The following is a 22,683-nucleotide window of genomic DNA, read 5'->3' as shown; positions in this document are numbered from 1 at the left end:
TCTTCCCCGACCGCGGACGCGGCCGCTACAGGAGGAGAGGGGTCGCCGGGCGGCGCTGATCGCCCCGGCGGCGGCAATCACCCGGGTCATCTCCTGGGAGATGCGGGGCCGGCCCGCTCAGGCACGCGACGTCCGCCCCGCCAGGGCCCGGAAGGCGACGGTGAAGCTGACCAGCGCGACGGCGGCGATCGACGCTGCACCCTGCCAGAGGGCGGTGCCGTCCCAGCCGTCCATGATCAGCGACCGCAGGGCCGCGAGCAGGTACGTGACGGGGTTGTAGACCGCGATGGTGGCCAGCCACCCGGTCAGGGCGTCCAGCGGGAGGAACGACGTGGTCAGGAACGCGAACGGGAAGAACAGCAGGAAGCTGGAGCTGACGGCGGCGGGGTTCCCGGTGCGGAGCGCGATGGCGTACGGGAACCCGGTGAAGGCGAGGCCCCAGAACCCGGCCAGCAGCAGGAACGCCACGACGCCGGCCACCCCCGTGGCGAACCGCACGCCCAGGGCGAAGCCGAGCGCGAGCACGGGGACCGACAGCGCGATCACCAGGACGAGGTCGGCCACCATCAGCCCCAGCAGGAGCGAGGTGCGGTGCATCGGCGCGAGCAGGAGCCGGTCGAAGTAGCCGCCGGTGATGTCCGTGACCAGCGCGCTCGCCCGGGAGACGCCGGTGACCGCGAAGACGATCGCGACCGGGATCTGGAACGCCTTGAAGTCGTCGATCCCGGCCACCGAGGCGACGTCGGACAGCGCGCCGACGTTGACGACGAAGAAGAAGACCGGGATGACGAGCGCGGGGATGATCGCCTCCGGCTCCCGGGGGATCTGCCGCAGGGCGCGGATCGCGACGGAGGCGAGGTCGTGCCAGAAGCCGGCGGGGCGGCCCTTGACGGTCTGCTGCCGGACGTCCTGCGTGCTCCGGTCAGAGCTCCAGCCAGAGCTCCGGCCGGTGCTCCGGTCCGTGGTCATGGCCGGCCCTTCTCCTCGTCGTCACCGATGCGCTCGCCCGTGACCCGGAAGAAGACGTCGTCGAGCGTGGGGCGCCGCAGGGCGAGCTCGCGCACCCCGATGCCCGAGCGGTCGAGCGCGAGCGCCACCGGGCTGATGGCCCGGGCGCCGTCCTCGACGGAGACCATGAGCCGGTGGGCCTCGACGTCGATGCTCCGGATGCCGCCGAGGCCGGCCAGAGCGGAGCGTGCCGCGTCGGGCCGGTCCGTGACCTCCACGACGACGACGTCGGTCCCGATCGTGCGCTTGAGCTCCTCGGGGGTGCCCTCGGCGACGATCAGGCCGTGGTTGATGATGCCGACGCGGCCGGCCAGGGCGTCGGCCTCCTCGAGGTACTGGGTGGTCAGGAAGACGGTCATGCCGAGGTCGCGGTTCAGCCGGCGGATCTCCGCCCAGACGGCCGCGCGGCTGAGCGGGTCGAGCCCGGTGGTGGGTTCGTCGAGGAACAGGACCTGCGGGTTGTGCACGAGCGCGAGTGCCACGTCGAGGCGGCGTTTCATGCCCCCGGAGTAGGTCGCCACGCGGTCGTCGAGCGCGTCGCCGATGTCGATGAGCTCGCGCAGCTCCGCGACCCGCTGCGCCGTCTCCCGGGTGGTCAGCCCGTAGAACCGGCCCTGCAGGCGCAGCAGCTCCAGGCCGGTCTGCTTGTCGTCGAGCGCCGCCTCCTGCAGCGCCACCCCGATGCGCAGCCGGACGGCGGTGGCGTCGTCGACCACGTCGTGGCCGGCGACCTGGGCCGTGCCCCGGGTGGGCGCCAGGAGCGTGCAGAGCACGCGGGTCAGCGTCGACTTCCCGGCGCCGTTGGGGCCGAGGAACCCGTAGACCTCGCCCGCCTCGACGCTGAGGTCGACGCCGGCCACCGCCCGCTTGTCACCGAAGTGTCGTTCGATGCCGCGGGCCACGACTGCCTGCTCTGGCATGCCCGTTCCTCCCGCGCCCGAGGGCCACCCCCACCACTGTCGCAGGCCCGGGCACGCGAGGCGCGCCGAGGGGCGGAGGCGGGCGTCCCGACCCGTCTTCGTTGTGCCCGCCCGGCGGTCCTGTCAGGATGCCGGGATGGTGGAGATCGTCGCGTCCTCGGGTTCCGTCACGCTCTCCGGCACCCTGTGGCTGCCCGACGACGCCCCCGCCGCCCTGCTGGTGATGCACCCCGGGTCCGGGCCGTCCGACCGGCACAACGACGTGTACTTCCCGTCGGTCCGCGGCGCGCTGCTCGCCTCCGGGGTCGCGGTCGCGTCGTTCGACAAGCGCGGTGTCGGCGGGTCGACCGGCTCGTGGCTGACGGCCGGGATCGAGGACCAGGCCGACGACCTCCTGGCCGGGCTCGCGGCCGTGAGCGCGCGGGTGCCCGGGGTGCCCGCGGGGGCCTTCGGGCACAGCCAGGGCGGCTGGGTCGTGCTGGAGGCGTGCCGCCGCGCGGGTCGCGACGCTCTGCCGGGGCCGGCGTTCGCGGTGACCAGCTCGGGGCCCGCCGTCAGCGTGATCGAGCAGGAGCGGTACTCGGTGCGCAACGCCGTCCGGGCTCTTCCCGAGGGTGACCGCGCGAGCGCGGTAGCGGTGGCCGACAAGGTGCTCGACCTGATGCGGGACGGCGCTCCGCACGCCGACCTGACCACGCTGCTCGCGGCACACCCCGCCGAGGCGGACGGCCTGGCGCGGGTCTGGGGCATCTCCTCCGAGGTCACCACCGAGGAATGGGCGCACCTCGTCCTGGTCGGTGCGTACGACCCGCTGCCGGCGCTGCGCTCGCTGTCCGTCCCGCTGCTGGCCGCGTTCGGGGGCGACGATCCGGTGACGCCTTCGGTCGTCAGCGTGGAGGTGCTGGAGCGCGAGGTGGGCGGGCGCGAGGTAGGCGGGCGCGAGGCCGCGGCCGGGCTGCTGAGCACGGCGGTGCTGCCGGGCGGGGACCACCGGATGACCGCGCCGGGCGAGGCGGACGGCGAACCGCGGCCCGGGGCCTTCGTGCCGGGCTTCCCGGACGTCGTGGTCGAGTTCGCCCTCGCGCAGAGGAGGCAGGGCGTCCTCGGCTGGTAAGCATCATGGAGGATCCACCAAGGCCACCTCGGCTCTCGGTACATTTCGGGTATGCCATGGACCAGGAGAACCCCAAGCAGGCTCCGCGAGGCGCTGCCAGCCCTCGGCCTGGCATCCCTGAGCGTTGCCGCAGTCGTCGGGACTGTCGCGGCCGAGTTCGTGCCCGACGACGCTCCGCCGCTGGTAGTCATCCTGGCGACCGTAGGTGGCCTGGCTGTGGGTCTGATCGCAGAACACACCCTCGGGTTGGTCCTTGAACGACGAACTCGACGACAGGTATTGGCCAAAGCGGTTGAGACACTGCGCACCCGCGCACCTGCGGGCCTTGCTGCGCTGCTGTCGCCTCATCATGAGGAGCAGATAGTTCCGTTCATCGGTCGCGAGGCCCTGCTGACCAGCCTGCTCGATTGGTGCACCGACAGCAAGCAGAACAGCGAGCCGTTCAGGCTGATCACTGGCCCCGGCGGGGTCGGCAAGACCCGCCTCGCGGATGAGGTACAACGCCGCCTGCAGGTGCTCGATCCGAGGTGGGAGTGCTTGTTCCTGACGGCAGAGCAGGGCCGGGAGGCCAACGCAGTCGAAGAGCTTCGAGACCATGTGCGAGAGCGGCCGGTGCTGGTCGTCGTCGACTACGCGGAGAACCGAAACGGGCTGCGCGAACTACTCACACAGGCACTCGGCGATCAGGGGGTGATCCGCGTTCTGCTGCTGGCCCGGACGGCCGGCAACTGGTGGGACGTCCTTACCGCCGTACCAGGCAATCTTGGTGCCGCACTGAGCGCCGGCTATGGCGGCGTAGACCTCCCCCATATCGACGCTGCCCCCCAGACCATCCTGGATACCGCAGCCGACGCCTATGCCCGACGGTTCGGGATCGCAGCCCCTGAGGTTCGACTGTCTGGTGATGGCGACGAGCCCCGGATCCTGGATCTGACTGCCGCTGCTCTCATCGGGGTCCTTACCAGCCGGGAACGCCGCGATCCGCCGCGCATCACGCTCCTCCCTCAAGTCGAACACGTCACCCTCGAGCTGGTGTTTGACGAGGTGCTCCGACACGAGGCCAACACCTACTGGACCGCGACTGCCACCGAAGCGGGCATCGCCGACCGACTCACTGTCGCGATGCGGCATGTGCTTGTCGCTGCCGTTGCGCTGCTAGGAGCCAAGGACGAACCCACGACGGTGGCACTGGTCCGGCGGGTTCTCGACACGTTCACCGAAGAAGTTCAGCCCGACCCCGTGGCGACAGCAAGGTGGCTTCGTAAGACCTACCCATCGGCTGACGAGTCGGGGCGATGGGTGGAACCACTCACACCGGACCGACTGGCCGAGCACCTTATCGTCCGCAGCCTGACCGAGAACCGATACGCCTCCAGGCGCACGATTGCACTCCTCGAGAACCTCCGCACCGCGCAAGTAGTGCAGGCGATGACCGTCTTGTCGCGGGCTGCCACCGACCCGGCCCGGAGCAACGACCAACAACAAGCGGTTCGTTCACTCGCAGACCACCTGGCCGAGCGCCTCGTGGATTCTCCAGGGGTACACGGAGCGGCGCTCCGCGTAGTGCCGTCGCCCTCAGTGCGCATGGCACCCACCGCGGAGTTCCTGGCCCGCCGACATATCGAACTGCTAGAGGCCGCCGGAAAGGACGCCGAGCAACTCGCTGCGTCGTTGTCCGGTCTAGCAATTTTCCTCACAGATCTGGGCCGCTTGAGTGATGCGCTACCTCCTGCCCAGCGCGCGGTGACGGTCTACGAGCGCCTTGCGAAGTCCGATCCGGAAAGGTTCGAGCCAGACCTTGCCGGGTCACTGTCCTACTTGAGCAGAAGACTGTGGGAGGTGGGGCGCGCTCAAGAGAGCCTGCCCGTTGCGGCGCGAGCTGTCGCGATCCACGAGCGGCTTGCGGAAACAGCGCCCGAACGGTTCCAAGCGGGCCTCGCCGAATCATTGTCGAATCTCGGCATCAACCTCACACGTCTCAAGCGCCCGCTGGACGCGCTGCCGCACAACAAACGCGCCGTGCGGATCTACGAAGCGCTCGCAGTCTCGAACCCTGACCAGTACGTGTTCGTGCTCGGCAGGGCGATGCACAATCTCAGCCTCTGCTACTGGAGCCTTCAGCGCCCGGACGAAGCCGCGCCTGTGCTGGAGCGAGCCGTGCAGCTCCGAGAGCGGCTGGTGCAACTCAATCCGGACCGGTTTGAACCTGGCCAAGGCAAATCGTTGTCCAATCTGTGCCTTCAGCTCGCAGCCCTGGGACGCACGAAAGAGGCGCTGCTGTACGGACAGCATGCCTTGCGAATCTTCGAACGCCTGTCGAGTTCCAACCCCGCCCGCTTCGAGCCAGACCTGGCACGGACGCTCCACAACCTCAGCGTGTGTTTCTGGCAACTCCGCCGCCCTGGAGAGAGCCTGGCTGCGATCGAGCGGGCCGTGGAGATTCGCAACAGGGAGGTGGAATCGAACCCGCCCGAACCAGAACGGTCAATGATGTTCCTCGCCACGGCCCTGTCCAAGCTCGGCTTCCTGCTCGCGGAGCGGGGGCAACCGATCGCGGCAATGCAACACGCACACCGGGCCGTACGCATCCACCAACGGCTGACGAAATCAAGTCCGAACCAGCACGAGCCTGACCTCATTGGGGATCTATGGGAGCTCGGCACCAGATTCAATCGGTTCGGGCAGCCAGAAGACCGTTTGCTACTCATTCAATGGGCCTTACAGGTCTACGAGCGGTTGGCACGGACCGATCCCAAGCGATACGAGTCATCCCTCGGCAGCATTTGGTCCACCTATGGCACCTGGCTCGCTGACGCCGGACGCCCGGATGACGCTTTTGCGGTGCGGCTCCGCGCTGCCGAGGTACTGCAGCGATGCCATGACCGCGACCGATATGAGGTGCGAGACCCGCTCGGCGCCCTCTTGGAGGATCTCGCGTCAGACTGCCGCAGCCAGGGCGACCGCGAGTCGGCCCGGGTCTTCGAATCGCGGGCAAGAGAACTCTGAGGGCTCGACAAACACCTCAGAGTTGTCCGCTTGAGAAGGCGACCGAAAGACAACCCGCCCTAGTTATCCGCCGCCCAGAAGATGTGATCATCGCGATGACGGCCTCCCGCACACATCGCGATCCGTCATGCCTGCACCCGTCCCCTCCGGCGGACGAGTGCCAGCACCGGACCGTCCACGAGCAGCAGCAGGAGCGGCCAGTAGCCCGCTCCCGGGACGACGAGGGCCAGGAGGAAGGCCAGCGCCAGGCAGACGGCGTTGCCGAGCAGCTGCTCCAGCGCCGTGCGGTCCGGGGCGGCACCCGGCGGGTTCGCCCGGCGCAGCACGATCGCCATCGCCGCGAGCGTCATGCTGCACGCCAGGAGCACCCCGACGTAGAGCGCGATGACCACCCGGTCGGCCCCGTAGGCGCCGACGAGCTCGGCCGGGAACGGCAGGACCACCACGCACAGCAGCCACAGCGAGTTGAGCCGGACGACGGTCGCGTCCACCACCTCGACCCGGTCGAACAGCCGGTGGTGCACGGTCCAGATGCGCCAGATCACGAAGAAGCTGAGCAGGAAGCTGCCGAACGGCATCAGGTTGGTGCTGATCACCTCCCCCGCGGGCTCGTGCTTCTCGATGGCCTCGGGGACCAGGTCGACCAGCGGCAGGATCAGCAGCGTCAGCGCGATCGCGGCGACGGCGTCGCCGAACAGCTTGACCCGCTCGGCGCGGAGCGGCGTTTCCGACTTGCTCATGCACACGTCCTCGGTTGAAGTGCACCAGTTCTCATACGGTGTATGGCTAACCGTAGCGTTCCGCGCTACATTAGACATACACCGTATGAGAACAATGCTCGACGAGCTGGAGAACACCGCGTGATGAACCCGCTGACTAGAGTGGACAGCTATGTCGACCGTCGAGCACACCTACGAGTCCGTGTGGCTGCGGCCCACGCGGAAGGCGCGAGCGGCACGGGGGCAGGCCTTCACCCAGGACGACCTGGCGAGCACGGCGGTCGCGGTCGCCGACCAGGACGGCCTGGACGACGTCTCGATGCGCCGGGTCGCTCGCGAGCTGGGCATCACGGCGATGTCGCTCTACTGGTACGTCGACACGAAGGAACAGCTCGTCGAGCTCATGGTCGACCGGGTCTTCGCGGAGCAGAAGGCTCCCGTCGGCGCCGGCTGGCGGGAGCTGCTGCGCTCGATCGGCACCGACACGCTGGAGAGCTACCGCGCGCACCCCTGGTTCACCCACGCGCTGGGACGGCCGGGAACGCTGCCCGGTCCCGCGCAGCTGAACCGCTGGGACGACCATGTGCGCGCCCTGACCGACCCTGGGATCACGCCGCGGCTCGAACGGGAGCACGTGACGCTCGCCGTCGGCACGGTCAAGAACTTCGTGCTCGGCTACGCGCTGAACCCGGCGCACGGTGTCCTGACACCGTACGCACGGTACCCCGAGGTCGACCAGTACCTGCGCGACATGGTGCTGAGCAACGGGCTCGACGGCATCCGCTCGATGGCCGGCCTGCGGGAACAGTTCACCGAGGACCGGTTCGATGACGGGCTCGACATCGTCCTCGACGGACTCCAGGTCCGCATCTTCGGCTGACGTCCTGATCGTCGGGGCCGGCCCCGCCGGGCTGACCCTGGCCGCCGACCTGCTGCGCCGTGGCGTCGGCGTCCGCATCATCAGCGCTGCCGACGAGGGGTTCGCGGGCTCCCGGGCCAAGGGGATCCAGCCGCGGACCCAGGAGGTCTTCGACGATCTCGGGGTCCTGGACGACGTCGTCCGGTACAGCAGCTCGTACCCCGCGCTCGGTGTCCACCTGGGGCCGCTCGTGCTGCCCCGCACCATGTTCGCGCCGCGACGACCCAGCGAGGCGGTCCCCTACCCGAACACGCTGCTGGTCGGGCAGTACGACACCGACGCCGCCCTGCGGCGCCGGGTCGAGGCCCTCGGCGGCCGCATCGAGCTCGGCACCCGGCTGACCACGCTGGACCAGCACGACGACGGAGCCGACGACAGAGTCACGGCCACCGTCGAATCCCCGCGGGGCACCGAGCACATCCGCGCCCGCTACCTCGTCGGCGCGGACGGCGGCGGGAGCGCGGTGCGGCGCGCCTGCGGGATCGGGTTCGAGGGCACGACGGACGAGAGCGACCGCATGATCGTGGCCGACCTGCTGATCCGTGGACTCTCCCGCAAGCGCTGGCACGTCTGGCCGTCCCGGCGCTTCCTCGCGCTGTGCCCGCTGCCCGGCGAGGACGCGCGACTCTTCCAGCTCATGGTCAAGCTGACCCCGGACGACGACGCGGACACCGGCCGGGAGGCCGTCGAACGCCGGATCCGCGGCTACGCCGGCACGCGCCGGGTCAGTGTCGACGCCGTGCGCTGGCACTCGGTCTGGCGACCCAACACCCGCCTGGCCCAGCACTACCGGAAGGGCCGGGTGTTCCTCGTCGGCGACGCCGCGCACGTCCACCCGCCCACCGGCGCCCAGGGCCTCAACACCGGCGTGCAGGACTCCTACAACCTGGGCTGGAAGCTGGGCCAGGTGCTCGCCGGCGCGCCGGACGGCCTGCTCGACACCTACGAGGCCGAACGGCGTCCGGTCGCCGCGCGCGTGCTCGGCCTGGCGACCGAGCTCTACGCCGACACGAAGGGCCGACCGCTCGCGGCCACGACCCGGGGCGACGAGGAACGCCAGCTCGCCCTCAGCTACCGCGGGGGCCCGCTGGCCGTGGACTCGGTGCCAAACACAGGCACAGGCGCAAGCACAGGCGGCCTCGCAGCAGGCGACCGCGTGCCCGACCTGCGGTGGACCGACCCCCGCAACGGCCCGCAACGGCTGTTCGACCACCTCCGCGGACCGCACTTCACGCTGCTGGCCGTCGGCGAGCCGCCAAAGATCTCCTGGCCGGACGCCGGCGCCCCGCTGCGGACGGTGACGGTGCCCGCTGCCGATGCGGCCAGGCTCGGCGGTACCGGCACCACCGCGATGCTGATCCGCCCCGACGGTTATCTTCTCGCCACGTATTCGGTCGAATTCGGCCCGGACACCATTCGGCGAACACTGATCCACCCGGCGACTTTCGTTGACCTGGAATAGCATCTCGATCCAGCATTCGGATACCGCTCGAAGCCGATCAGTGCTGATCTCCGGAGGTTCGTGTGCCCGATCGACGATCCAGTCTCGCGGCCGGCCGGAGGCGCCGGCTCGCCCTGACGGTGCTGATCATCCTGATCGCCACGGCCCTGCCGGGGCCGGGCCTGGCCGCTGCCGGTGCGACCCCGCCGTCGGCTCAGGTACCGGCCGCTCACATGCCGGCCGCTCAGGTGCAGGCTGCTCAAGAACTGGCCGGCGGGGTCACCTACCCACCGGCCGTCATCTTCAGCGGGTACGGAGCCGGTGACACCCGCTTCATGGGTTTCCCGTCGCTGTACAACGGGTCCTCCACCAACGGCGAGGGCGTTCGAAGCTCCCGCTACCTGCTGGGGCACTCCACCAACCGCGACGCCGTGGGGCTCGGCGGGACCGTGCTGCGGCAGTCGCGCAACGGCGGGAACTTCGAGGTCATGGACAGCGCGGACGGTTACGTCCCGCCGTCCAACTTCGTGCGGCTCGCGGTCGCCGGTGGCGCCGTCTACGGGTTCACGTTCGAGGACCGCAGCGTGACCACCAAGTCGCTGCCCGCCGCCCAGCGGTGCACCGACCTGTCCTGCCGGCGGAAGTTCGACCGCTGGATGCTGGCCGGCGACACCTGGCGGCGGGCCGGCGAGGCGACGGTCAGCTTCCCGGCCCGGGGCAACGACGTGGCGTGGGCGCGCCTCTACCAGGGGCCGATCCTGGCCGCGGACGGCCAGACCCTGCTGACCACGGTGTACGGCCGGTACAACGACAAGCACGGCTGGGCGTACTTCTCGGCGGTCGCGGACAGCACCGACGACGGCGTCACGTGGACGGTCCGCAGCGAGCTGGCGGTGTCGACCACCGAGATGTACAACGAGGCGAGCCTGGCCCCGACCAGCGACGGCGGCCTGGTCGCGGTGATCCGCAAGGACGAGAACCTGCGCGGGTCGCCGACCCCGAACATCCCCGCGAACGTCGCCCTCTACGTCCGGCGCTCCAGCACCCAGAGCGCCGCCGGCCCCTGGAGCCCGCTGGACGCGAGCGCCCGGCTGGCCGCCGAGGGCGGCAACTCGCCGTCGGTCGAGCTGCTGGGCAACGGCGCCCTGGTGATCGGTTCCGGCCGGCCCGACAACCTGCTCCGGGTCTCGTACGACGGGCGGGGCACCACCTGGTCGGAGCCGTTCGTGCTCTACAGCAACACGCCGACCGCCGGTGGCGACGCCGACGGCTGGTACACGTTCGACCCCTACAACGCGAACGGGGACCGGGTCCGCCGGCCGATGCGGCACCTCGGTTCCAGCACCACGATGGGCATCGAGGCGATCGGCGGCAACCAGCTGTACGTCGTCGGGGACAACTGTGCGTCCGGCTGGGGCTGCCCCTGCCCGGCGACCGCGCAGAACCCGCGCGGCTGGGAGTGCCCGCAGCGCGCCTCGGGCTACCCCAAGGGAACGCTGAACGGGTTGTGGCGGACCACGGTCACCGTCGACAACGGCCGGACGGGCCGGCTCGATCTGCCCGGAATGTTCCAGCGGGACGAGCTGACCGTGCTCGACCCGACCTTCAGCCGCTACGGATCCTGCCCGCAGGGTCCGGCCGGGTGCCGGCAGTCGTATGCCGCTTTCGCCTTCGACGGCGACGTCCGGCCCGACACCAGCACCGTCACGCCCGACCGCAGCCTCACCCTGCGGCTGCCGCGGGCCTATCGGCTGACCGGGGTGGGGGCCTACGCATTCCTGCAGGGCGGCGCCGACCTGCGGATCGAGGTCTCGGACGACGGGCAGTCGTGGTCGACCCCGGCCCGGTCCGCCCGGGACGGCTACCTGCGCCCGTTCAGCGCGCCGGTATCGGCGCAGTACCTGCGGATCAGCGATCCCAACGCGATCACCGACCCGTTGGCCGCGTTCCTGAACGAGGTGGAGCTCTACGGCTCCTGACGACTCGGACGCCGCCGTTTCACCGAGAACGGGTGAGGGCGCGCGACCACCGGGGAGCTGGAGTGGGCAGGGAACGGGAGACCGCGCGCTCCGCGAGGTCTCCGGCGAGGACTGACCTCGTCGTTCCTGCTCGACAAGGAGCGAACATGACCGCCGCACACCCCTCCGGTCCCGACCCCTACCCCGGGATGACCCCGGTCGCCTACTACGGCCCGCCACCTGACGCGCCCAGCCCTGCGGGATTCGGGGGCGCCATGCTCATCGTGGTGTCCCTGTTCCAGGTCCTGCAGGGGATCTCCGCCGTGGCCCAGGACACGGTGTACGTGACGGGCATCGACTACGTGTACGCGTTCGACGTGACGACCTGGGGCTGGATCCACATCGTCCTGGGCGTGCTCGCCCTCGCCGCGGGGATCGGGGTACTGGCCCGCCAGACCTGGGCGTTCGTCACCGGCATCGTGCTCGCCGGCCTGGCGTGCCTGGCGAACTTCGCGTTCATCCCGTACTACCCCGTCTGGAGCCTGATCATCATCGCCTTCTACCTCCTGGTGATCTGGGCGCTGAGCACCCGCTTCTCGCGGCGTGCCCAGGCGTGACGAGCACGCACCACCGGGTGCGGGTCCGGCCCCTGCCCCGCTCAGAGCCGCTGGGCGAACCGCACCGGCTCGACGGTCTCGGCGCTGTGCCGGGCCGCCCAGTTCTCCAGGGAGGCGCGGCAGGCGTGGTCGAGGTGGTGCAGGTCGGACAGGTCGACCTCGACGGGGCGGTCCTGCGGGAGCGCCTCCAGCTGGTCGAGCAGCTTGGGCAGCCGCAGGAACGTCGCGCTGCCGCTCAGGCGCACCGTGAGCGGGCCGGTGCCCGGGTCGGTCACGTCCAGGTGCACGCGGGAGGTGTCCCACGCGGTCTTGACCACCGAGAGCGCCAGCCCCACGAGCACGCCCTCGAACATGCCCACCGAGACGATCGCCAGCGCGGTCGCCGTCAGGACGAGCGCCTCGCCCCGGTGCTCACGCCACAGCCGGCGGATCTCCGCCAGCGGGATGAGCTTGCAGCCGGCGTGCACCAGCACCCCGGCCAGCGCCGCGACGGGGATGAGACCGAGTGCCGCCGGCACCAGGGCGGCGAAGAGCAGCAGCCACACGCCGTGCAGCACGCGGGACGCCTTGGTGCGCGCCCCCGCCTGGACGTTGGCCGCGCTGCGGACGATGACGGCGGTCAGCGGCAGGGCGCCGAGCACACCGCACACCGCGTTGCCCGCGCCCTGCGCCATCAGCTCCCGGTTGTAGCGCGTGCGCGGCCCGTCGTGGAGCCGGTCCACGGCGGCGGCGCTGAACAGGCTCTCGGCCGAGGCGATCAGCGTGAAGGCGAGGATCGTGCCGAGCACCCCGAGCTCGGCGAGCCGGCGGAAGTCATCGGGCCCGGGCGGCTGGATCGAGTCCACCAGGCCCTGCACCTCGACCATCGCCACCGACGGCCCGAGGAACGCGCCCGCCGCGATCGCCAGGCCGACGGCCACCAGGGGTGCGGGGACCACCCGTAGCCGGCGGGGCATCCGCGCCCACAGGACGAGCACGGCGATCGTGCCCAGCCCGAGCGCGAACGACGTGAGCGCGGCGGGCGAGCGTACGACGTCGACCAGCATGCCGGGCAGGCCGGCGATCTTCGCGAGGCTCGTGGCGGGTGCGCCCAGCCCGGCCATCGAGTAGAGCTGCCCGGCGATCAGCACCAGGCCGATGCCGGCGAGCATCCCCTCGACGACCGAGACGGAGATGGCGCGGAACCAGCGTCCCACCCGGAGCGCGCCCATCAGCAGCTGGAGCAGCCCGGTGGCGAGCACCAGCACCCCCAGCACCGAGAGGCCGAACTGCTGCACGGCCTGGTAGACGAGCACGGTCAGCCCGGCGGCCGGTCCGCTGACCTGCAGGCTGCTCCCCGGGAGGAACCCGGTCACCAGCCCGCCGACGATACCCGTGACCAGGCCCAGCTCCGCCGGTACGCCGGAGGCGACGGCGACCCCCACGCACAGCGGGACGGCGACGAGGAAGACCACGAACGAGGCGGTCAGGTCCGCGAGGAACGTCCGGCGCCGCGACGACGGCGGGGCTGCCGCCGCGCTCCCGGGCGCGCTCACAGCGGCGCGCCCTTGCCGGCGGAGGAACGAGCCTGGAGAGCACGAACCCGGAAAGCGCGTGTCCGGAAGGACCGAGCCTGATCAGCGAAGGAACGGGCATGAACGAGAAGATGCTGCATCAGATACCCCCTGGTGCGCCCCCGGGGCGCATCGGTCGTCGACGATGGTGCGGAACGTCGGGTAGGTGAGGTGCATGTGGCGACCCGGTACGGGTCGAGGCCGTGATTCGGCGTGTCCCTGCTGAGACCAAGTCTTGGGACTGAATCTCAGAGCCACCTCAGAGGGCGGGTGAAACAGGAGGGTGGGTGAAAGAATCACCGCATGGACCTCGACGCCCGCCGTCTCCTGCTGGTCGAGGACGACAGGCGCCTCTCGCAGCTGCTCGTCCGCCTGCTGACCGCGGAGGGCTACGACGTGGTCCCCGTCTACGACGGCCAGGCCGGGCTGCACCACGGGCTGACGGGCCGGTGGGACGCGCTCGTCATCGACCGCACGCTGCCCGCGATGGAGGGCGTCGACCTGGTCCGCCGGCTGCGCTCGCGGGGCATCACGACGCCGACGATGCTGCTCACCGCCCGCGGCACGACCGAGGACCGGGTGGAGGGCCTGGACGCCGGCGCGGAGGACTACGTGGTCAAGCCGTTCGACAGCGACGAGCTGCTCGCGCGCCTGCGGGCGCTCCTGCGCCGGCACCGCGACACGTCGCCCGTGATCGACCTGGGCGGACGGCGCCTCGACGTCGCGTCCCGGCGGGTGCTCTCCCCCGACGCCGACCCCGTCGAGCTGTCCGCCCAGGAGTGCGCGCTGCTGCGGGTCATCGCGGCCAACCCGGGCCGGGTGCGCAGCCGCGAGGAGCTGCACCGGCGCATCTTCCAGAACGCGGACAGCCCGAACGCCGTGGACACCTACGTCTACTACCTCAGGCGCAAGCTCGGCGCCGGCATGATCCGCACGGTGCGCGGCCTCGGCTACCAGCTCGGCGCGACGTGAGCGCTGCGATCAGCGACCGCCGGCTGCTGCGCAAGGCCTCCCTCGCCGTCGCCCTGCAGACCGGCGCCGCGGTCGGGATCGTGGTCTCCGCCGTGATCGCCCTGGTGTACGTGGTGGGGCTGGAGGCGCGGCGGGACGCGTCCGAGGTCAAGCTGGAGGCCAAGGTCGCCGAGGCCGGGAGCCACCACGTCACCCTGGACGGCACCGACACCGTGGTGGTGGACGGCATGCCCACCGACTGCCCGGAGCGCCACGTGCGCGAGACCGCGGCGCGGCTGCCCGACGGCCAGTCCCGGGTCGACGTCTGCGGCAGCCCGTTCCTCGCCTATGTCGGCGAGTCACCGGACGGCACCCGCGTCACCGCGATCATGAACTTCGTCGAGCAGCAGGAGGAGACCGAGCGGCTCGCCCGGTTGTCGCTGGCGGCCGGCGCCCTCGGCGTCCTCGCCTCGGCGGTGCTCGGCTGGGCGTTCGGCCGCCGGGCCGTCCGGTCGCTGGGCGACGCGCTGGCGTCACAGCGGCGGTTCGTCTCCGACGTCAGCCACGAGCTGCGGACGCCGCTGGCGATCCTGCTCACCCGGGCCCAGCTCCTGCAGCGCGGTCCGGCGCACGACGAGGCCCAGCGGCTGGAGCTGGAGCAGCTGACCCAGGACGCCAAGATCGCCGCGGAGGTGGTCGACGACCTCCTCCTCGCCGCGGAGATCCAGCACCGGCCGCTCCCCCGCGTGCCGGTCGACCTGGGCGTGCTGGCCGGCGAGGTCCGCGCCTCGTTCGCCACGCGGGCCCAGCTCGCGGGCGTCGACCTGCTGGTCGACGCCCAGCCGGGTACCGGCTACGTCGTCACGGGCACCACCACCGCCCTGCGCCGCGCGCTGTCGTCGCTCGTCGACAACGCCCTGGCCCACGTGTCCGACGGCGGCCGGATCGTCATCTCGCTGCGGCCGCGCGGCACGGGGGTCGCCGTGGCCGTGATCGACGACGGCGAGGGCCTCGACCCGGCCCGGGCGCGCGAGCTGACCATGCGGTTCCGGCGCGGGTCGCACGACAAGGCGGGCAGCGTACGGCTGGGACTGGGTCTCTCGCTCGTCAGCGAGATCGTCACGGCCCACGGCGGCGAGCTGACGATCGACGGCGCGCCGGGGTCCGGTGCGACCTTCGCGCTGTCGTTCCCGGCGTCGAGCATCCCGCGCGGGAACCGGGAGGCGCCCGTGCCCGTGGCGGGGCTCAACCGGGGCTGACCGGTGGGCGCGCCGGAGCTAGCCGTGCAGCAGCTCGCGGAGCGCAGCGTCCGAAGCGGCTTGGGCGGCACGATCGTAGGTGGAGCTGAACGCCATGATCTCCGCCGCCCCGGTGGCCTCCGCCAGCCGGACGAGCCGGCGGCCCACCGTCGTCGGGGAGCCGACGGCGCCCTGCGCGAGCTGCGCCTCGACGCGCTCGCGCAGCTGGCCGCTCCAGGGTTGGGCACGGATCACCGCGACCGGCTCCAGCGGACCGAACTCGCCCGTCTGCCGGGACCGGGCCATCGCCCACGCCTCCGGAAGGGCCAGCTCCCGGGCGTCGGCGTCGGTGTCCGCCACCAGCACGTCGGTCAAGACCGTGACCGACGGCTCCGGTGCGCGCGGCGAGGGCCGGAACTCCTTGCGGTACGCGGCGAGCGCGTCGGTCAGCTCAGGGCGGTCGAGCAACGGCCCGCCGACGACGACCGGCAGCCCCAGCCGCGCGGCAACGGCGAGCCCCCGCCCGGTGGCGAGCACGAAGACCGGCACGGTGCGCGCCGCGGCCGGCCGGGCGGTGACCGCCGCGGTGCCGTCGAGGTACGTACGCAGCTCCTCGATGTCGTTCTCGAAGGTGTCCGGTGCGTCCGACCCGCGCCTCAGTGCCCGGCGCACGGGCTCCGTGAAGCCCAGGGTGCGCCCCACCCCGAGGTCCACCCGGTCCGCGTAGAGGGCGTCGAGCATCAGGAACTGCTCCGCGACGACGAGCGGCTGGTGGTGCGGCAGCATCACGCCGCCCGACCCGATCCGGATGCTGTTGGTGCGGGCGCCGAGCGCACCGAGCAGGACGGGCGGCGACGCCGAGGCGATCCCCGGCACGGCATGGTGCTCGGCGACCCAGAAGCGGTGGTAGCCGAGCCGCTCGGCCGACACCGCCCGCTCGATCGTGTGCGTCAGCGCGGCGCCGTCGGGGTACCCCGTACGGGTGCGGGAACGGTCCAGCAGGGAGAGCCTCACGCGAAGCGTCAACCACTCACGCACCCGGGCGCTTCCCGGTGCTCCCCTGACCACCGCGCCCGGCCTGCTACGTCGGACCGGGCACCGTCCAGCGCTCCTCGAGCACGCGCCAGCGCGTGATGAGCCCGTCGGAGCCGACGGCGACGTCGAGCACGAACTCCCCGGCCAGGACGAGGCCGGTCGCGCGCGCCCGGGCCCGGCAGGTGCCCGTCACCACCGCCCGGTCCCGCTCCGCGCGGATCGGGTCCAGGTCGACGTGCTCGACCGCGAGCGCCTCGCCGAGCAGGGCGACGCCCTCGAACCCGGTGTCCGCGTCCGCGTCGAACCGTCGCGCCAGCTCGCGGGGTGACGCCCCGGCGACCCGTGCCGCGAGCAGCTCGACGACGGCGACCCGAATCCCTGACTCCGCCCGGATCTCGACGGCTCCTCCTGGGTGCATGAGGGCTGTCTAGCCACCGGCACCCACCCGGCGCAAGGGCCGCGGCGACCGGTGCAGGCCACTGACCGGAACCGGCCAGAATTGTATGGTGTGCACCCGGGGACTCACCGACCGTGCCCTCCCCGCTCGGCCCGAGGAGGACGCCCCGTGAAGTGCCCCGTGCCGGACGGCGTCTGACCGGCGTGCTCCAGCGAGCTCGCCGACCTGGCGGGCGTCGACGAGCTGCTCGACGAGCTGGACCACCACGCCGGACCCGGCCACCACCCCGGACCTGATCACCGTCGAGGATCTCTTCGGCCCGCCCACGCGGAGCCGCGCCGTGCTGTCCCCGGACGGCACGCGAGTCGCCTACCTCGCGCCGTGGCGCGACCGCCTCAACGTCTTCGTCCGCGACGTGGACTCCGACTGGTCGGCATCCGACGAGGAACGAGGACCGACCGACGGGGCCGGCGCCCGCCGGATCACCGCCGCTGACGAAATCTTGAGTATTCATTTGCTAGACATTGTGCGAAGTGGGTGAAATCTCCTATAAAGGTAGCGATCGGGTCACAACTGGAGTGCCCCGACCCACCTTCAGGGAGCTGCCCACATGAAGCAACGCCTGTTGAGCATCGTCGCCACCATCGCGGCGACCACCCTTGCCACCGTCGGGCTGGTGACGACGCCGGCCCAACCCTCGTACGCCGCCGGGGAGTCCTACGTCGCCCTCGGCGACTCCTACTCCTCGGGCACCGGCACCAGGTCGTACATCGCCGACGGCACCGAGTGCCTGCGCTCCACCTACGCCTACGCCAGCCTGACCGCGGCGGCCAAGGGCTACAGCCTCAACTTCCGGGCCTGCTCGGGAGCCGTCGTCTCCGACGTGACGAGCACCCAGCTCAGCGCGCTGGGCACGGGCACGAGGTACGTCACGATCTCGGTCGGCGGCAACGACGCCGGGTTCGCCGACGTGCTCACCGAGTGCGCCCTGCCGGCGTGGGCCAGCGACTGCGCCGGTGCGGTCGGCGCCGCGCGCACGTTCATCTCCGGCACGCTCCCGGGCCGGCTCAACACGCTCTACGCGGCCATCAGGTCGAGGGCGCCGAGCGCGAAGGTCGTCGTCGTCGGCTACCCGAAGATCTTCATGGGCGAGGACTGCAACGTGGCCACCTTCTTCAGCCCCGAGGACGAGACGGCGCTGAACAACGCCGTCGTGCACATCAACTCCGTCACCCAGACGGCCGCGTCCGCCCGGGGGTTCACCTTCGTCAACCCGGTCAGCCGGTTCACCGGCCACGCCGTGTGCGACTCGACCGAGTGGATCAACGGCTTCTCGAACCCCGTCCAGGAGTCCTACCACCCCAACCGGCTGGGTCATTCAAGCGGCTACCTGCCGCTGGTCAGCGGCGTGCTGACCGGCGCGAGCGTCGCCGCGACCAGCACGGTGCTCGCCGAGGCGGAGGACGCCGCCGCGGAGCAGGCCCAGCTCCAGCAGAAGTACGCCGCCGCCGACCGGAGGATCAAGCCGAAGCTCTTCCAGCCCCCGACCAAGGCCCGCCTGGAAGAGCTGGCGAAGGAGCGGGACGTCGACTTCGACGCCTGGTGGGCTCGGGCGCAGTCGTCGGACTGAGCCGGTGACCCGGGGGCCGCGCGACACGACCGGACCCGATCCGCGTGCGCGTGGCCCCTGGGCCCATGTCGGCCTAGGTCCGCCCCGCCGTGCGGTAGCGGTGCTCGGGGCGGCCCGTCGAGCCGTACCGGAGCTCGACCACGAGGTGCCCCTGGTGGGCGAGCGTCGAGAGGTAGCGCTGGGCGGTCGCCCGCGAGACCCCGACCCGGTCGGCGACCATCGGGGCCGAGAGCGCCGACCCGGCCTCGGCGAGCGCCCCCAGGACCGCGGTCTCGGTGGGTGACCGGCGCGAGGCGCCGTCCCGGTTCCCCGCGCCGTGCAGCACGCGGCGGGCGCGGTCCACGGCCTCCTGGTCGAGCTCGGCCTGCGAGTCGACCAGGTTGCGGTAGCGGCCGTAGGCGCGGAGCAGCTCGGTGAGGTCGTCGTCGGCGAAGGGCTTGATGAGGTAGCCGAACGCGCCGCGCTGCAGCGCCTTGCGCACGGCAGCGGTGGCGACGGCGGCCGAGAGCACGATGGCGTCGACGTCCCGTCCCGCGATGAGGTCCAGCCCCGAGCCGTCGGGCAGGTAGATGTCGGCCAGCACGAGGTCCGGCCGCTCGGCCTCGATCGCGGCGGCCGCCTGCGCCGCCGTGCCGGCGGTCGCGACCACCCCGAAGCCCTCGACCGACTCCACGATGCGCGTGTGCAGCCGGGCCACGTGGAAGTCGTCGTCGACCACGACGACGCGGAACCGCACCGCCGGACCGGCGTCCTTCGACGGGCTCATCGGCCGTCCTCCTGTTCGAACTGCTGCTCCAGGCGCGCCACGAAGACCGCGCCGTGCCGCTCGGTGCGGCCCATCGCGAGCCGCAGCTCGCCGCCGTGCCGCCGGGCCACCTCGGCCGACAGGCGCAGCCCGATGCCGTGGCCGTGCGCGGGCCCGGCGGCGCCGGACTCCCCGGACTCCCCCGGCCCCGCGCTGCCGCCCGCGCCCACGAGCTCCGCCGCTCGCGCCTCCGGCGTGAACGGGTCGGCCGCCGCGCCGTCGCCGGAGTCCATGACCGACAGGTGCAGCTCGTCGCCGTGCCGCAGCGCCTCCACCTCGACCCAGCGGGGCGAGCGCTGCGAGGCCACCGCCGCCGCGATGCCGTTGTCCACGAGGTTGCCGAGCACGGTGGTGACGTCCTCGGGGTGCAGCAGCGACCCGCTGACGTCGGCGTCGGGGCCGACGCGGAGCGTCACGCCCTGGCGCTCGGCCTCCAGCGCCTTGGCCCCGAGGAACGCCTGCAGGTAGGGCTCGCGGACGAGGCCCGCGTTGGCGACCGGGAAGCGCACCGGCCCGTGCTCGCCGACGCGGTCGAGGTAGTCGAGGGCCTCGGCCGTGTCCCCGGCCCGCACCAGCCCGGTCACCACGTGGATGCGGTTGGCGAACTCGTGCCGCTGCTCCCGGAGCGCCCCGGCCAGGGTGCCGACGGCGGTCAGGCGGCGGGTCAGGTCCTCGACGGCCGTCACGTCGCGCACGATCACGACCCGCCCGAGCAGCCGGTCCTCGCGCCGCACCTCGTGCACGTCGACGTAGACCAGCCGGCCGTCCACGACGAGCGGCGGGGCCGGCGACGACTGCGGCCCGGGCGGCTCCGGCGGCTCGGGCGGATGCTCCTTGATCCGCTCGACGACGCCCGCGTGCGGAACCGCCTCCTCGACGGGGCGCCCCACGGCGTCGTGCAGGCCCAGCAGGGCGGCGGCGCGGTCGTTGCACACCGTGACGACGTCGTCGGCGGACAGGCCGACCACCCCGTCGTCGACCCCCTGGAGCACGGCCTGCTGGTCGTGGACCAGCGCGAGCAGCTCCTCGGGCTGGAGCCCGAGCGTCTTCTCGCGCAGCCTGCGCGTGATGAAGCGGGCGACCAGCCCGCCGACCGCGAGCGCGAGCACCGTCGAGAGCACCACCGGGACGGCGTCGGTCAGCACGGTGGACCACACCTCGGTGGGCGGCAGCCCGACGCTCACCTCGCCGACGACGGTCCCGGGCTGGTCGAGCCCGTACACGGGGACCTTGGCCCGCGCCGAGTCGCCGAGGGTGCCGCGCTCCCAGCTCACCGTCTCCTCGCCGCGCAGCGCGGCGTCGGGGCTGGTCGAGACCGGGTCACCGATCTCGTCGGGACTGGGGTGGGCCAGACGCCGCCCCGTGTCGTCGGTGATCACCACGAACAGGGCGCCGGTGCGGTCCTCGACCTCGCGGGCGTAGTCGTCGAGGGTGCCGGCGACGAGCTCGGCGTCGGTCGACGGCGGCTGCCGCTCCGACTCCGCCTCGGCGCCCGCCCGGACGTCGGGGGTCTGCGCCACGGTCTGCGCGATGCGCAGCGCGGACTCCTGGGTCTGCTGCACGAGCCGGTTGAACCCGGTGACCGCGAACAGCCCGACCGTGATGAGCGACACCACGATCATCGCGGCCACGATCGACCGGTTGACCTGGGTGGTGAACTTCGTCGCCATGTTCGCATGCTAACCACGCGCAGGGCGGCTTCCCGAGCGGTGAGCAGAATGCGCACAACGAGTTCTGTGCGGTATTCCGCCAGAACGCGCAGTAGCGCGCGGAGGGGGCCGACCGGTTCCTAGGGTGACCGGGTTATCGCACCTGCCGCCCCCCAGCCGGCCAGACGAAGGAGTCTCCCGTGCTTGTTCTGCTCGGATTCGGAATGGTCGCCACCTTCATGGTGCTGATCATGACCAAGCGCATGACCCCGGTGCTCGCGCTCATCATCGTTCCCACGGTCTTCGGCCTCTTCGCCGGCGCCGGGCTCGGGATCGGCGACATGGCGCTGGACGCCATCGGGGGCCTCGCTCCTACCGCAGCCCTGCTGATGTTCGCGATCATCTACTTCGGCCTGATGATCGACGTGGGGCTGTTCGACCCGCTCGTGCGCGTCATCCTGCGGGTGGTGGGCCACGACCCGGTGAAGGTCGTCGTGGGTACCGCCCTGCTCGCGGCGGTGATCTCGCTCGACGGCGACGGCTCGACGACGTTCATCGTGGTGACGAGCGCCATGCTGCCGATCTACCTGCGGCTCGGCCTGAGCCCGGTGGTGCTCACCTGCGTGGCGGGCCTCGCGAACGGCGCCATGAACATCCTGCCCTGGGGCGGCCCGACCGCCCGCGCCGCGGCGGCCCTCGACCTGTCGCCGAGCGACGTGTTCGTGCCGATGGTGCCGTCCCTGCTGGCCGGGCTCGCCGTGATCTTCGTGTTCTCGTGGCACCTCGGCCTGCTGGAGCGGCGCCGGCTCGGCACGATCGACCTGCCCGGGGAGGGCCTGGGCGCGGGCGGGCCGTCGGGCTCGGGCGGCGGCGCGGGCACCCGGACGGCCGGCCCGCGCGGCGGCGGAACCGTCACCCAGGTCGAGCGCATCTCGACCGTGGCCATCCAGACGCTGGTGAAGCCGGACGACACCGCGATGGCCGACAGCATGCTCGACCCCCAGCGCTCCACCCTGCGGCCGAGGATGTTCTGGTTCAACCTCGTGCTCACGGCCGTCGTGATGGTGCTGCTGGTGGCCGACGTGCTGCCGCTGGCCTACGTGTTCATGGCCGGGAGCGCCATCGCGGTCATCGCGAACTTCCCCCGAGTCTCGGACCAGGCGCAGCGGATCGTGGCCCACGCCCCGTCCATCGTCGGCGTGGTCTCGATGGTGCTCGCGGCCGGCGTGCTGATCGGCGTCCTGGAGGGCACGGGGATGGTCGACGCCATGGCCGCGTGGGTGTCGGGCAGCATCCCCGACCAGCTCGGCGCGTTCTCGGCCGTGATCACCGGGCTGCTGAGCATCCCGATGACGTTCTTCCTGTCGAACGACGCCTTCTACTTCGGCATCCTGCCGGTGCTCGCGGAGAGCGCGGCGGCGTTCGGCGTCGACCCGGTCGACATGGCGCGGGCGTCGATCACGGGCCAGGTGGTGCACATGCAGAGCCCGCTGGTGCCGGCCATCCTGCTGCTGATCTCGCTCGCCGGCGTGAACCTGGGCGACCACCACAAGAAGGTCCTGTGGCGGGCCGTGGTGGTGGCGCTGGTGATGCTCGTGGTCGGGATCGCGGTCGGCTCGATCGGCATCGCCTGAGTACCTGCCGGGCATCGGCAAAGCATCGGTCGCGGGGGGCGGGGGCCCCGCCCCCCGGGCGCCGCCCCGGTGACGGGGGGGGGGGCCCC

Annotated in this window: 18 protein-coding genes; 10 read left to right on the top strand and 8 right to left on the bottom strand. The window is 71.8% G+C overall.

The window, feature by feature from the left end; genetic code table 11:
* Window positions 1–117 precede the first annotated feature (117 nt).
* Together ACFU5G_RS15345 and ACFU5G_RS15340 are read right to left on the bottom strand one after the other, a co-directional pair.
* Window positions 118–969, bottom strand: coding sequence for an ABC transporter permease (locus ACFU5G_RS15345; RefSeq protein ID WP_377246075.1), 852 nt, complete (start codon window positions 967–969; stop codon window positions 118–120).
* On the bottom strand, window positions 966–1,928 hold the full coding sequence (locus ACFU5G_RS15340) for an ATP-binding cassette domain-containing protein (RefSeq protein ID WP_377246072.1): 963 nt from the start codon (window positions 1,926–1,928) through the stop codon (window positions 966–968). Before ACFU5G_RS15340 ends, ACFU5G_RS15345 begins: the two co-directional genes overlap by 4 nt.
* Before the next feature lie 136 nt (window positions 1,929–2,064).
* On the opposite strand from ACFU5G_RS15340, the gene ACFU5G_RS15335 reads away from it, so the two are divergent.
* Window positions 2,065–3,042 carry an alpha/beta fold hydrolase gene (locus ACFU5G_RS15335; RefSeq protein WP_377246069.1) on the top strand — a complete coding sequence of 326 codons (978 nt, stop codon included), beginning with the start codon at window positions 2,065–2,067 and terminating at the stop codon, window positions 3,040–3,042.
* A 51-nt stretch (window positions 3,043–3,093) separates the two neighbouring features.
* Window positions 3,094–6,048, top strand: a complete 2,955-nt coding sequence (locus tag ACFU5G_RS15330; RefSeq protein ID WP_377246066.1) for a tetratricopeptide repeat protein — start codon at window positions 3,094–3,096, stop codon at window positions 6,046–6,048.
* Window positions 6,049–6,173: 125 nt separating this feature from the next.
* Here the strand turns inward: ACFU5G_RS15330 and ACFU5G_RS15325 are convergent, their stop codons facing one another.
* Entirely contained in the window at window positions 6,174–6,788 is a 615-nt protein-coding gene (locus ACFU5G_RS15325) for a TMEM175 family protein (RefSeq protein WP_377246063.1), read from the bottom strand.
* A gap of 151 nt (window positions 6,789–6,939) precedes the next feature.
* Between ACFU5G_RS15325 and ACFU5G_RS15320 the strand changes: the two genes are divergently transcribed.
* From ACFU5G_RS15320 to ACFU5G_RS15305, 4 genes are all read left to right on the top strand, one after another.
* A complete protein-coding gene (locus tag ACFU5G_RS15320) occupies window positions 6,940–7,647 on the top strand; it encodes a TetR/AcrR family transcriptional regulator (RefSeq protein ID WP_377246060.1) in 708 nt (235 codons plus the stop codon).
* Entirely contained in the window at window positions 7,595–9,148 is a 1,554-nt protein-coding gene (locus ACFU5G_RS15315) for an FAD-dependent monooxygenase (RefSeq protein ID WP_377246057.1), read from the top strand. The genes ACFU5G_RS15320 and ACFU5G_RS15315 overlap by 53 nt, the downstream gene beginning before the upstream one ends.
* Before the next feature lie 62 nt (window positions 9,149–9,210).
* Window positions 9,211–11,106 carry a hypothetical protein gene (locus ACFU5G_RS15310; RefSeq protein WP_377246054.1) on the top strand — a complete coding sequence of 632 codons (1,896 nt, stop codon included), beginning with the start codon at window positions 9,211–9,213 and terminating at the stop codon, window positions 11,104–11,106.
* Between the two features lie 146 nt (window positions 11,107–11,252).
* Window positions 11,253–11,702 (top strand): hypothetical protein, encoded by a 450-nt coding sequence (locus ACFU5G_RS15305; RefSeq protein ID WP_377246051.1) that lies wholly within the window; start codon window positions 11,253–11,255, stop codon window positions 11,700–11,702.
* A gap of 41 nt (window positions 11,703–11,743) precedes the next feature.
* On the opposite strand, the gene ACFU5G_RS15300 is transcribed toward ACFU5G_RS15305, so the two are convergent.
* Window positions 11,744–13,237: a SulP family inorganic anion transporter gene (locus tag ACFU5G_RS15300; RefSeq protein WP_377246048.1), complete on the bottom strand. Its 1,494-nt coding sequence runs from the start codon at window positions 13,235–13,237 to the stop codon at window positions 11,744–11,746.
* A gap of 321 nt (window positions 13,238–13,558) precedes the next feature.
* On the opposite strand from ACFU5G_RS15300, the gene ACFU5G_RS15295 reads away from it, so the two are divergent.
* Both ACFU5G_RS15295 and ACFU5G_RS15290 read left to right on the top strand, forming a co-directional pair.
* On the top strand, window positions 13,559–14,227 hold the full coding sequence (locus tag ACFU5G_RS15295; RefSeq protein ID WP_377246045.1) for a response regulator transcription factor: 669 nt from the start codon (window positions 13,559–13,561) through the stop codon (window positions 14,225–14,227).
* Complete coding sequence (locus ACFU5G_RS15290) at window positions 14,224–15,465, top strand: sensor histidine kinase (RefSeq protein WP_377246042.1); 1,242 nt, start codon at window positions 14,224–14,226, stop codon at window positions 15,463–15,465. The genes ACFU5G_RS15295 and ACFU5G_RS15290 overlap by 4 nt, the downstream gene beginning before the upstream one ends.
* A gap of 18 nt (window positions 15,466–15,483) precedes the next feature.
* On the opposite strand, the gene ACFU5G_RS15285 is transcribed toward ACFU5G_RS15290, so the two are convergent.
* Window positions 15,484–16,458, bottom strand: coding sequence for an MsnO8 family LLM class oxidoreductase (locus ACFU5G_RS15285; protein ID WP_377246039.1), 975 nt, complete (start codon window positions 16,456–16,458; stop codon window positions 15,484–15,486).
* A gap of 67 nt (window positions 16,459–16,525) precedes the next feature.
* Window positions 16,526–16,897, bottom strand: a complete 372-nt coding sequence (locus ACFU5G_RS15280; protein WP_377246036.1) for a hypothetical protein — start codon at window positions 16,895–16,897, stop codon at window positions 16,526–16,528.
* Between the two features lie 589 nt (window positions 16,898–17,486).
* Between ACFU5G_RS15280 and ACFU5G_RS15275 the strand changes: the two genes are divergently transcribed.
* Window positions 17,487–18,506, top strand: a complete 1,020-nt coding sequence (locus tag ACFU5G_RS15275) for an SGNH/GDSL hydrolase family protein (RefSeq protein WP_377246033.1) — start codon at window positions 17,487–17,489, stop codon at window positions 18,504–18,506.
* 73 nt (window positions 18,507–18,579) lie between these two features.
* Here ACFU5G_RS15275 and ACFU5G_RS15270 read toward each other — a convergent pair whose 3' ends face one another.
* Window positions 18,580–19,272: a response regulator gene (locus tag ACFU5G_RS15270; RefSeq protein ID WP_377246030.1), complete on the bottom strand. Its 693-nt coding sequence runs from the start codon at window positions 19,270–19,272 to the stop codon at window positions 18,580–18,582.
* Window positions 19,269–20,981, bottom strand: coding sequence for an ATP-binding protein (locus ACFU5G_RS15265; RefSeq protein WP_377246027.1), 1,713 nt, complete (start codon window positions 20,979–20,981; stop codon window positions 19,269–19,271). Before ACFU5G_RS15265 ends, ACFU5G_RS15270 begins: the two co-directional genes overlap by 4 nt.
* A 203-nt stretch (window positions 20,982–21,184) precedes the next feature.
* Here ACFU5G_RS15265 and ACFU5G_RS15260 point away from each other — a divergent pair, with 203 nt between their 5' ends.
* Window positions 21,185–22,594 (top strand): CitMHS family transporter, encoded by a 1,410-nt coding sequence (locus tag ACFU5G_RS15260; RefSeq protein WP_377246096.1) that lies wholly within the window; start codon window positions 21,185–21,187, stop codon window positions 22,592–22,594.
* The last annotated feature ends 89 nt before the right edge of the window (window positions 22,595–22,683 follow it).

This window comes from Promicromonospora sp. NPDC057488 (assembly GCF_042802395.1).
Lineage (GTDB): Bacteria > Actinomycetota > Actinomycetes > Actinomycetales > Cellulomonadaceae > Promicromonospora.
This window is presented reverse-complemented; position numbering and strand designations above follow the sequence as displayed.

What these genes read in the sequence shown, in the direction of transcription:
- ACFU5G_RS15345 (WP_377246075.1), bottom strand. Translation starts at nt 969, where the DNA reads ATGACCACGGACCGGAGCACCGGCCGGAGCTCTGGCTGGAGCTCTGAC.
- ACFU5G_RS15340 (WP_377246072.1), bottom strand. Translation starts at nt 1,928, where the DNA reads ATGCCAGAGCAGGCAGTCGTGGCCCGCGGCATCGAACGACACTTCGGT.
- ACFU5G_RS15335 (WP_377246069.1), top strand. Translation starts at nt 2,065, where the DNA reads ATGGTGGAGATCGTCGCGTCCTCGGGTTCCGTCACGCTCTCCGGCACC.
- ACFU5G_RS15330 (WP_377246066.1), top strand. Translation starts at nt 3,094, where the DNA reads ATGCCATGGACCAGGAGAACCCCAAGCAGGCTCCGCGAGGCGCTGCCA.
- ACFU5G_RS15325 (WP_377246063.1), bottom strand. Translation starts at nt 6,788, where the DNA reads ATGAGCAAGTCGGAAACGCCGCTCCGCGCCGAGCGGGTCAAGCTGTTC.
- ACFU5G_RS15320 (WP_377246060.1), top strand. Translation starts at nt 6,940, where the DNA reads ATGTCGACCGTCGAGCACACCTACGAGTCCGTGTGGCTGCGGCCCACG.
- ACFU5G_RS15315 (WP_377246057.1), top strand. Translation starts at nt 7,595, where the DNA reads ATGACGGGCTCGACATCGTCCTCGACGGACTCCAGGTCCGCATCTTCG.
- ACFU5G_RS15305 (WP_377246051.1), top strand. Translation starts at nt 11,253, where the DNA reads ATGACCGCCGCACACCCCTCCGGTCCCGACCCCTACCCCGGGATGACC.
- ACFU5G_RS15295 (WP_377246045.1), top strand. Translation starts at nt 13,559, where the DNA reads ATGGACCTCGACGCCCGCCGTCTCCTGCTGGTCGAGGACGACAGGCGC.
- ACFU5G_RS15280 (WP_377246036.1), bottom strand. Translation starts at nt 16,897, where the DNA reads ATGCACCCAGGAGGAGCCGTCGAGATCCGGGCGGAGTCAGGGATTCGG.
- ACFU5G_RS15275 (WP_377246033.1), top strand. Translation starts at nt 17,487, where the DNA reads ATGAAGCAACGCCTGTTGAGCATCGTCGCCACCATCGCGGCGACCACC.
- ACFU5G_RS15270 (WP_377246030.1), bottom strand. Translation starts at nt 19,272, where the DNA reads ATGAGCCCGTCGAAGGACGCCGGTCCGGCGGTGCGGTTCCGCGTCGTC.
- ACFU5G_RS15265 (WP_377246027.1), bottom strand. Translation starts at nt 20,981, where the DNA reads ATGGCGACGAAGTTCACCACCCAGGTCAACCGGTCGATCGTGGCCGCG.
- ACFU5G_RS15260 (WP_377246096.1), top strand. Translation starts at nt 21,185, where the DNA reads ATGGTCGCCACCTTCATGGTGCTGATCATGACCAAGCGCATGACCCCG.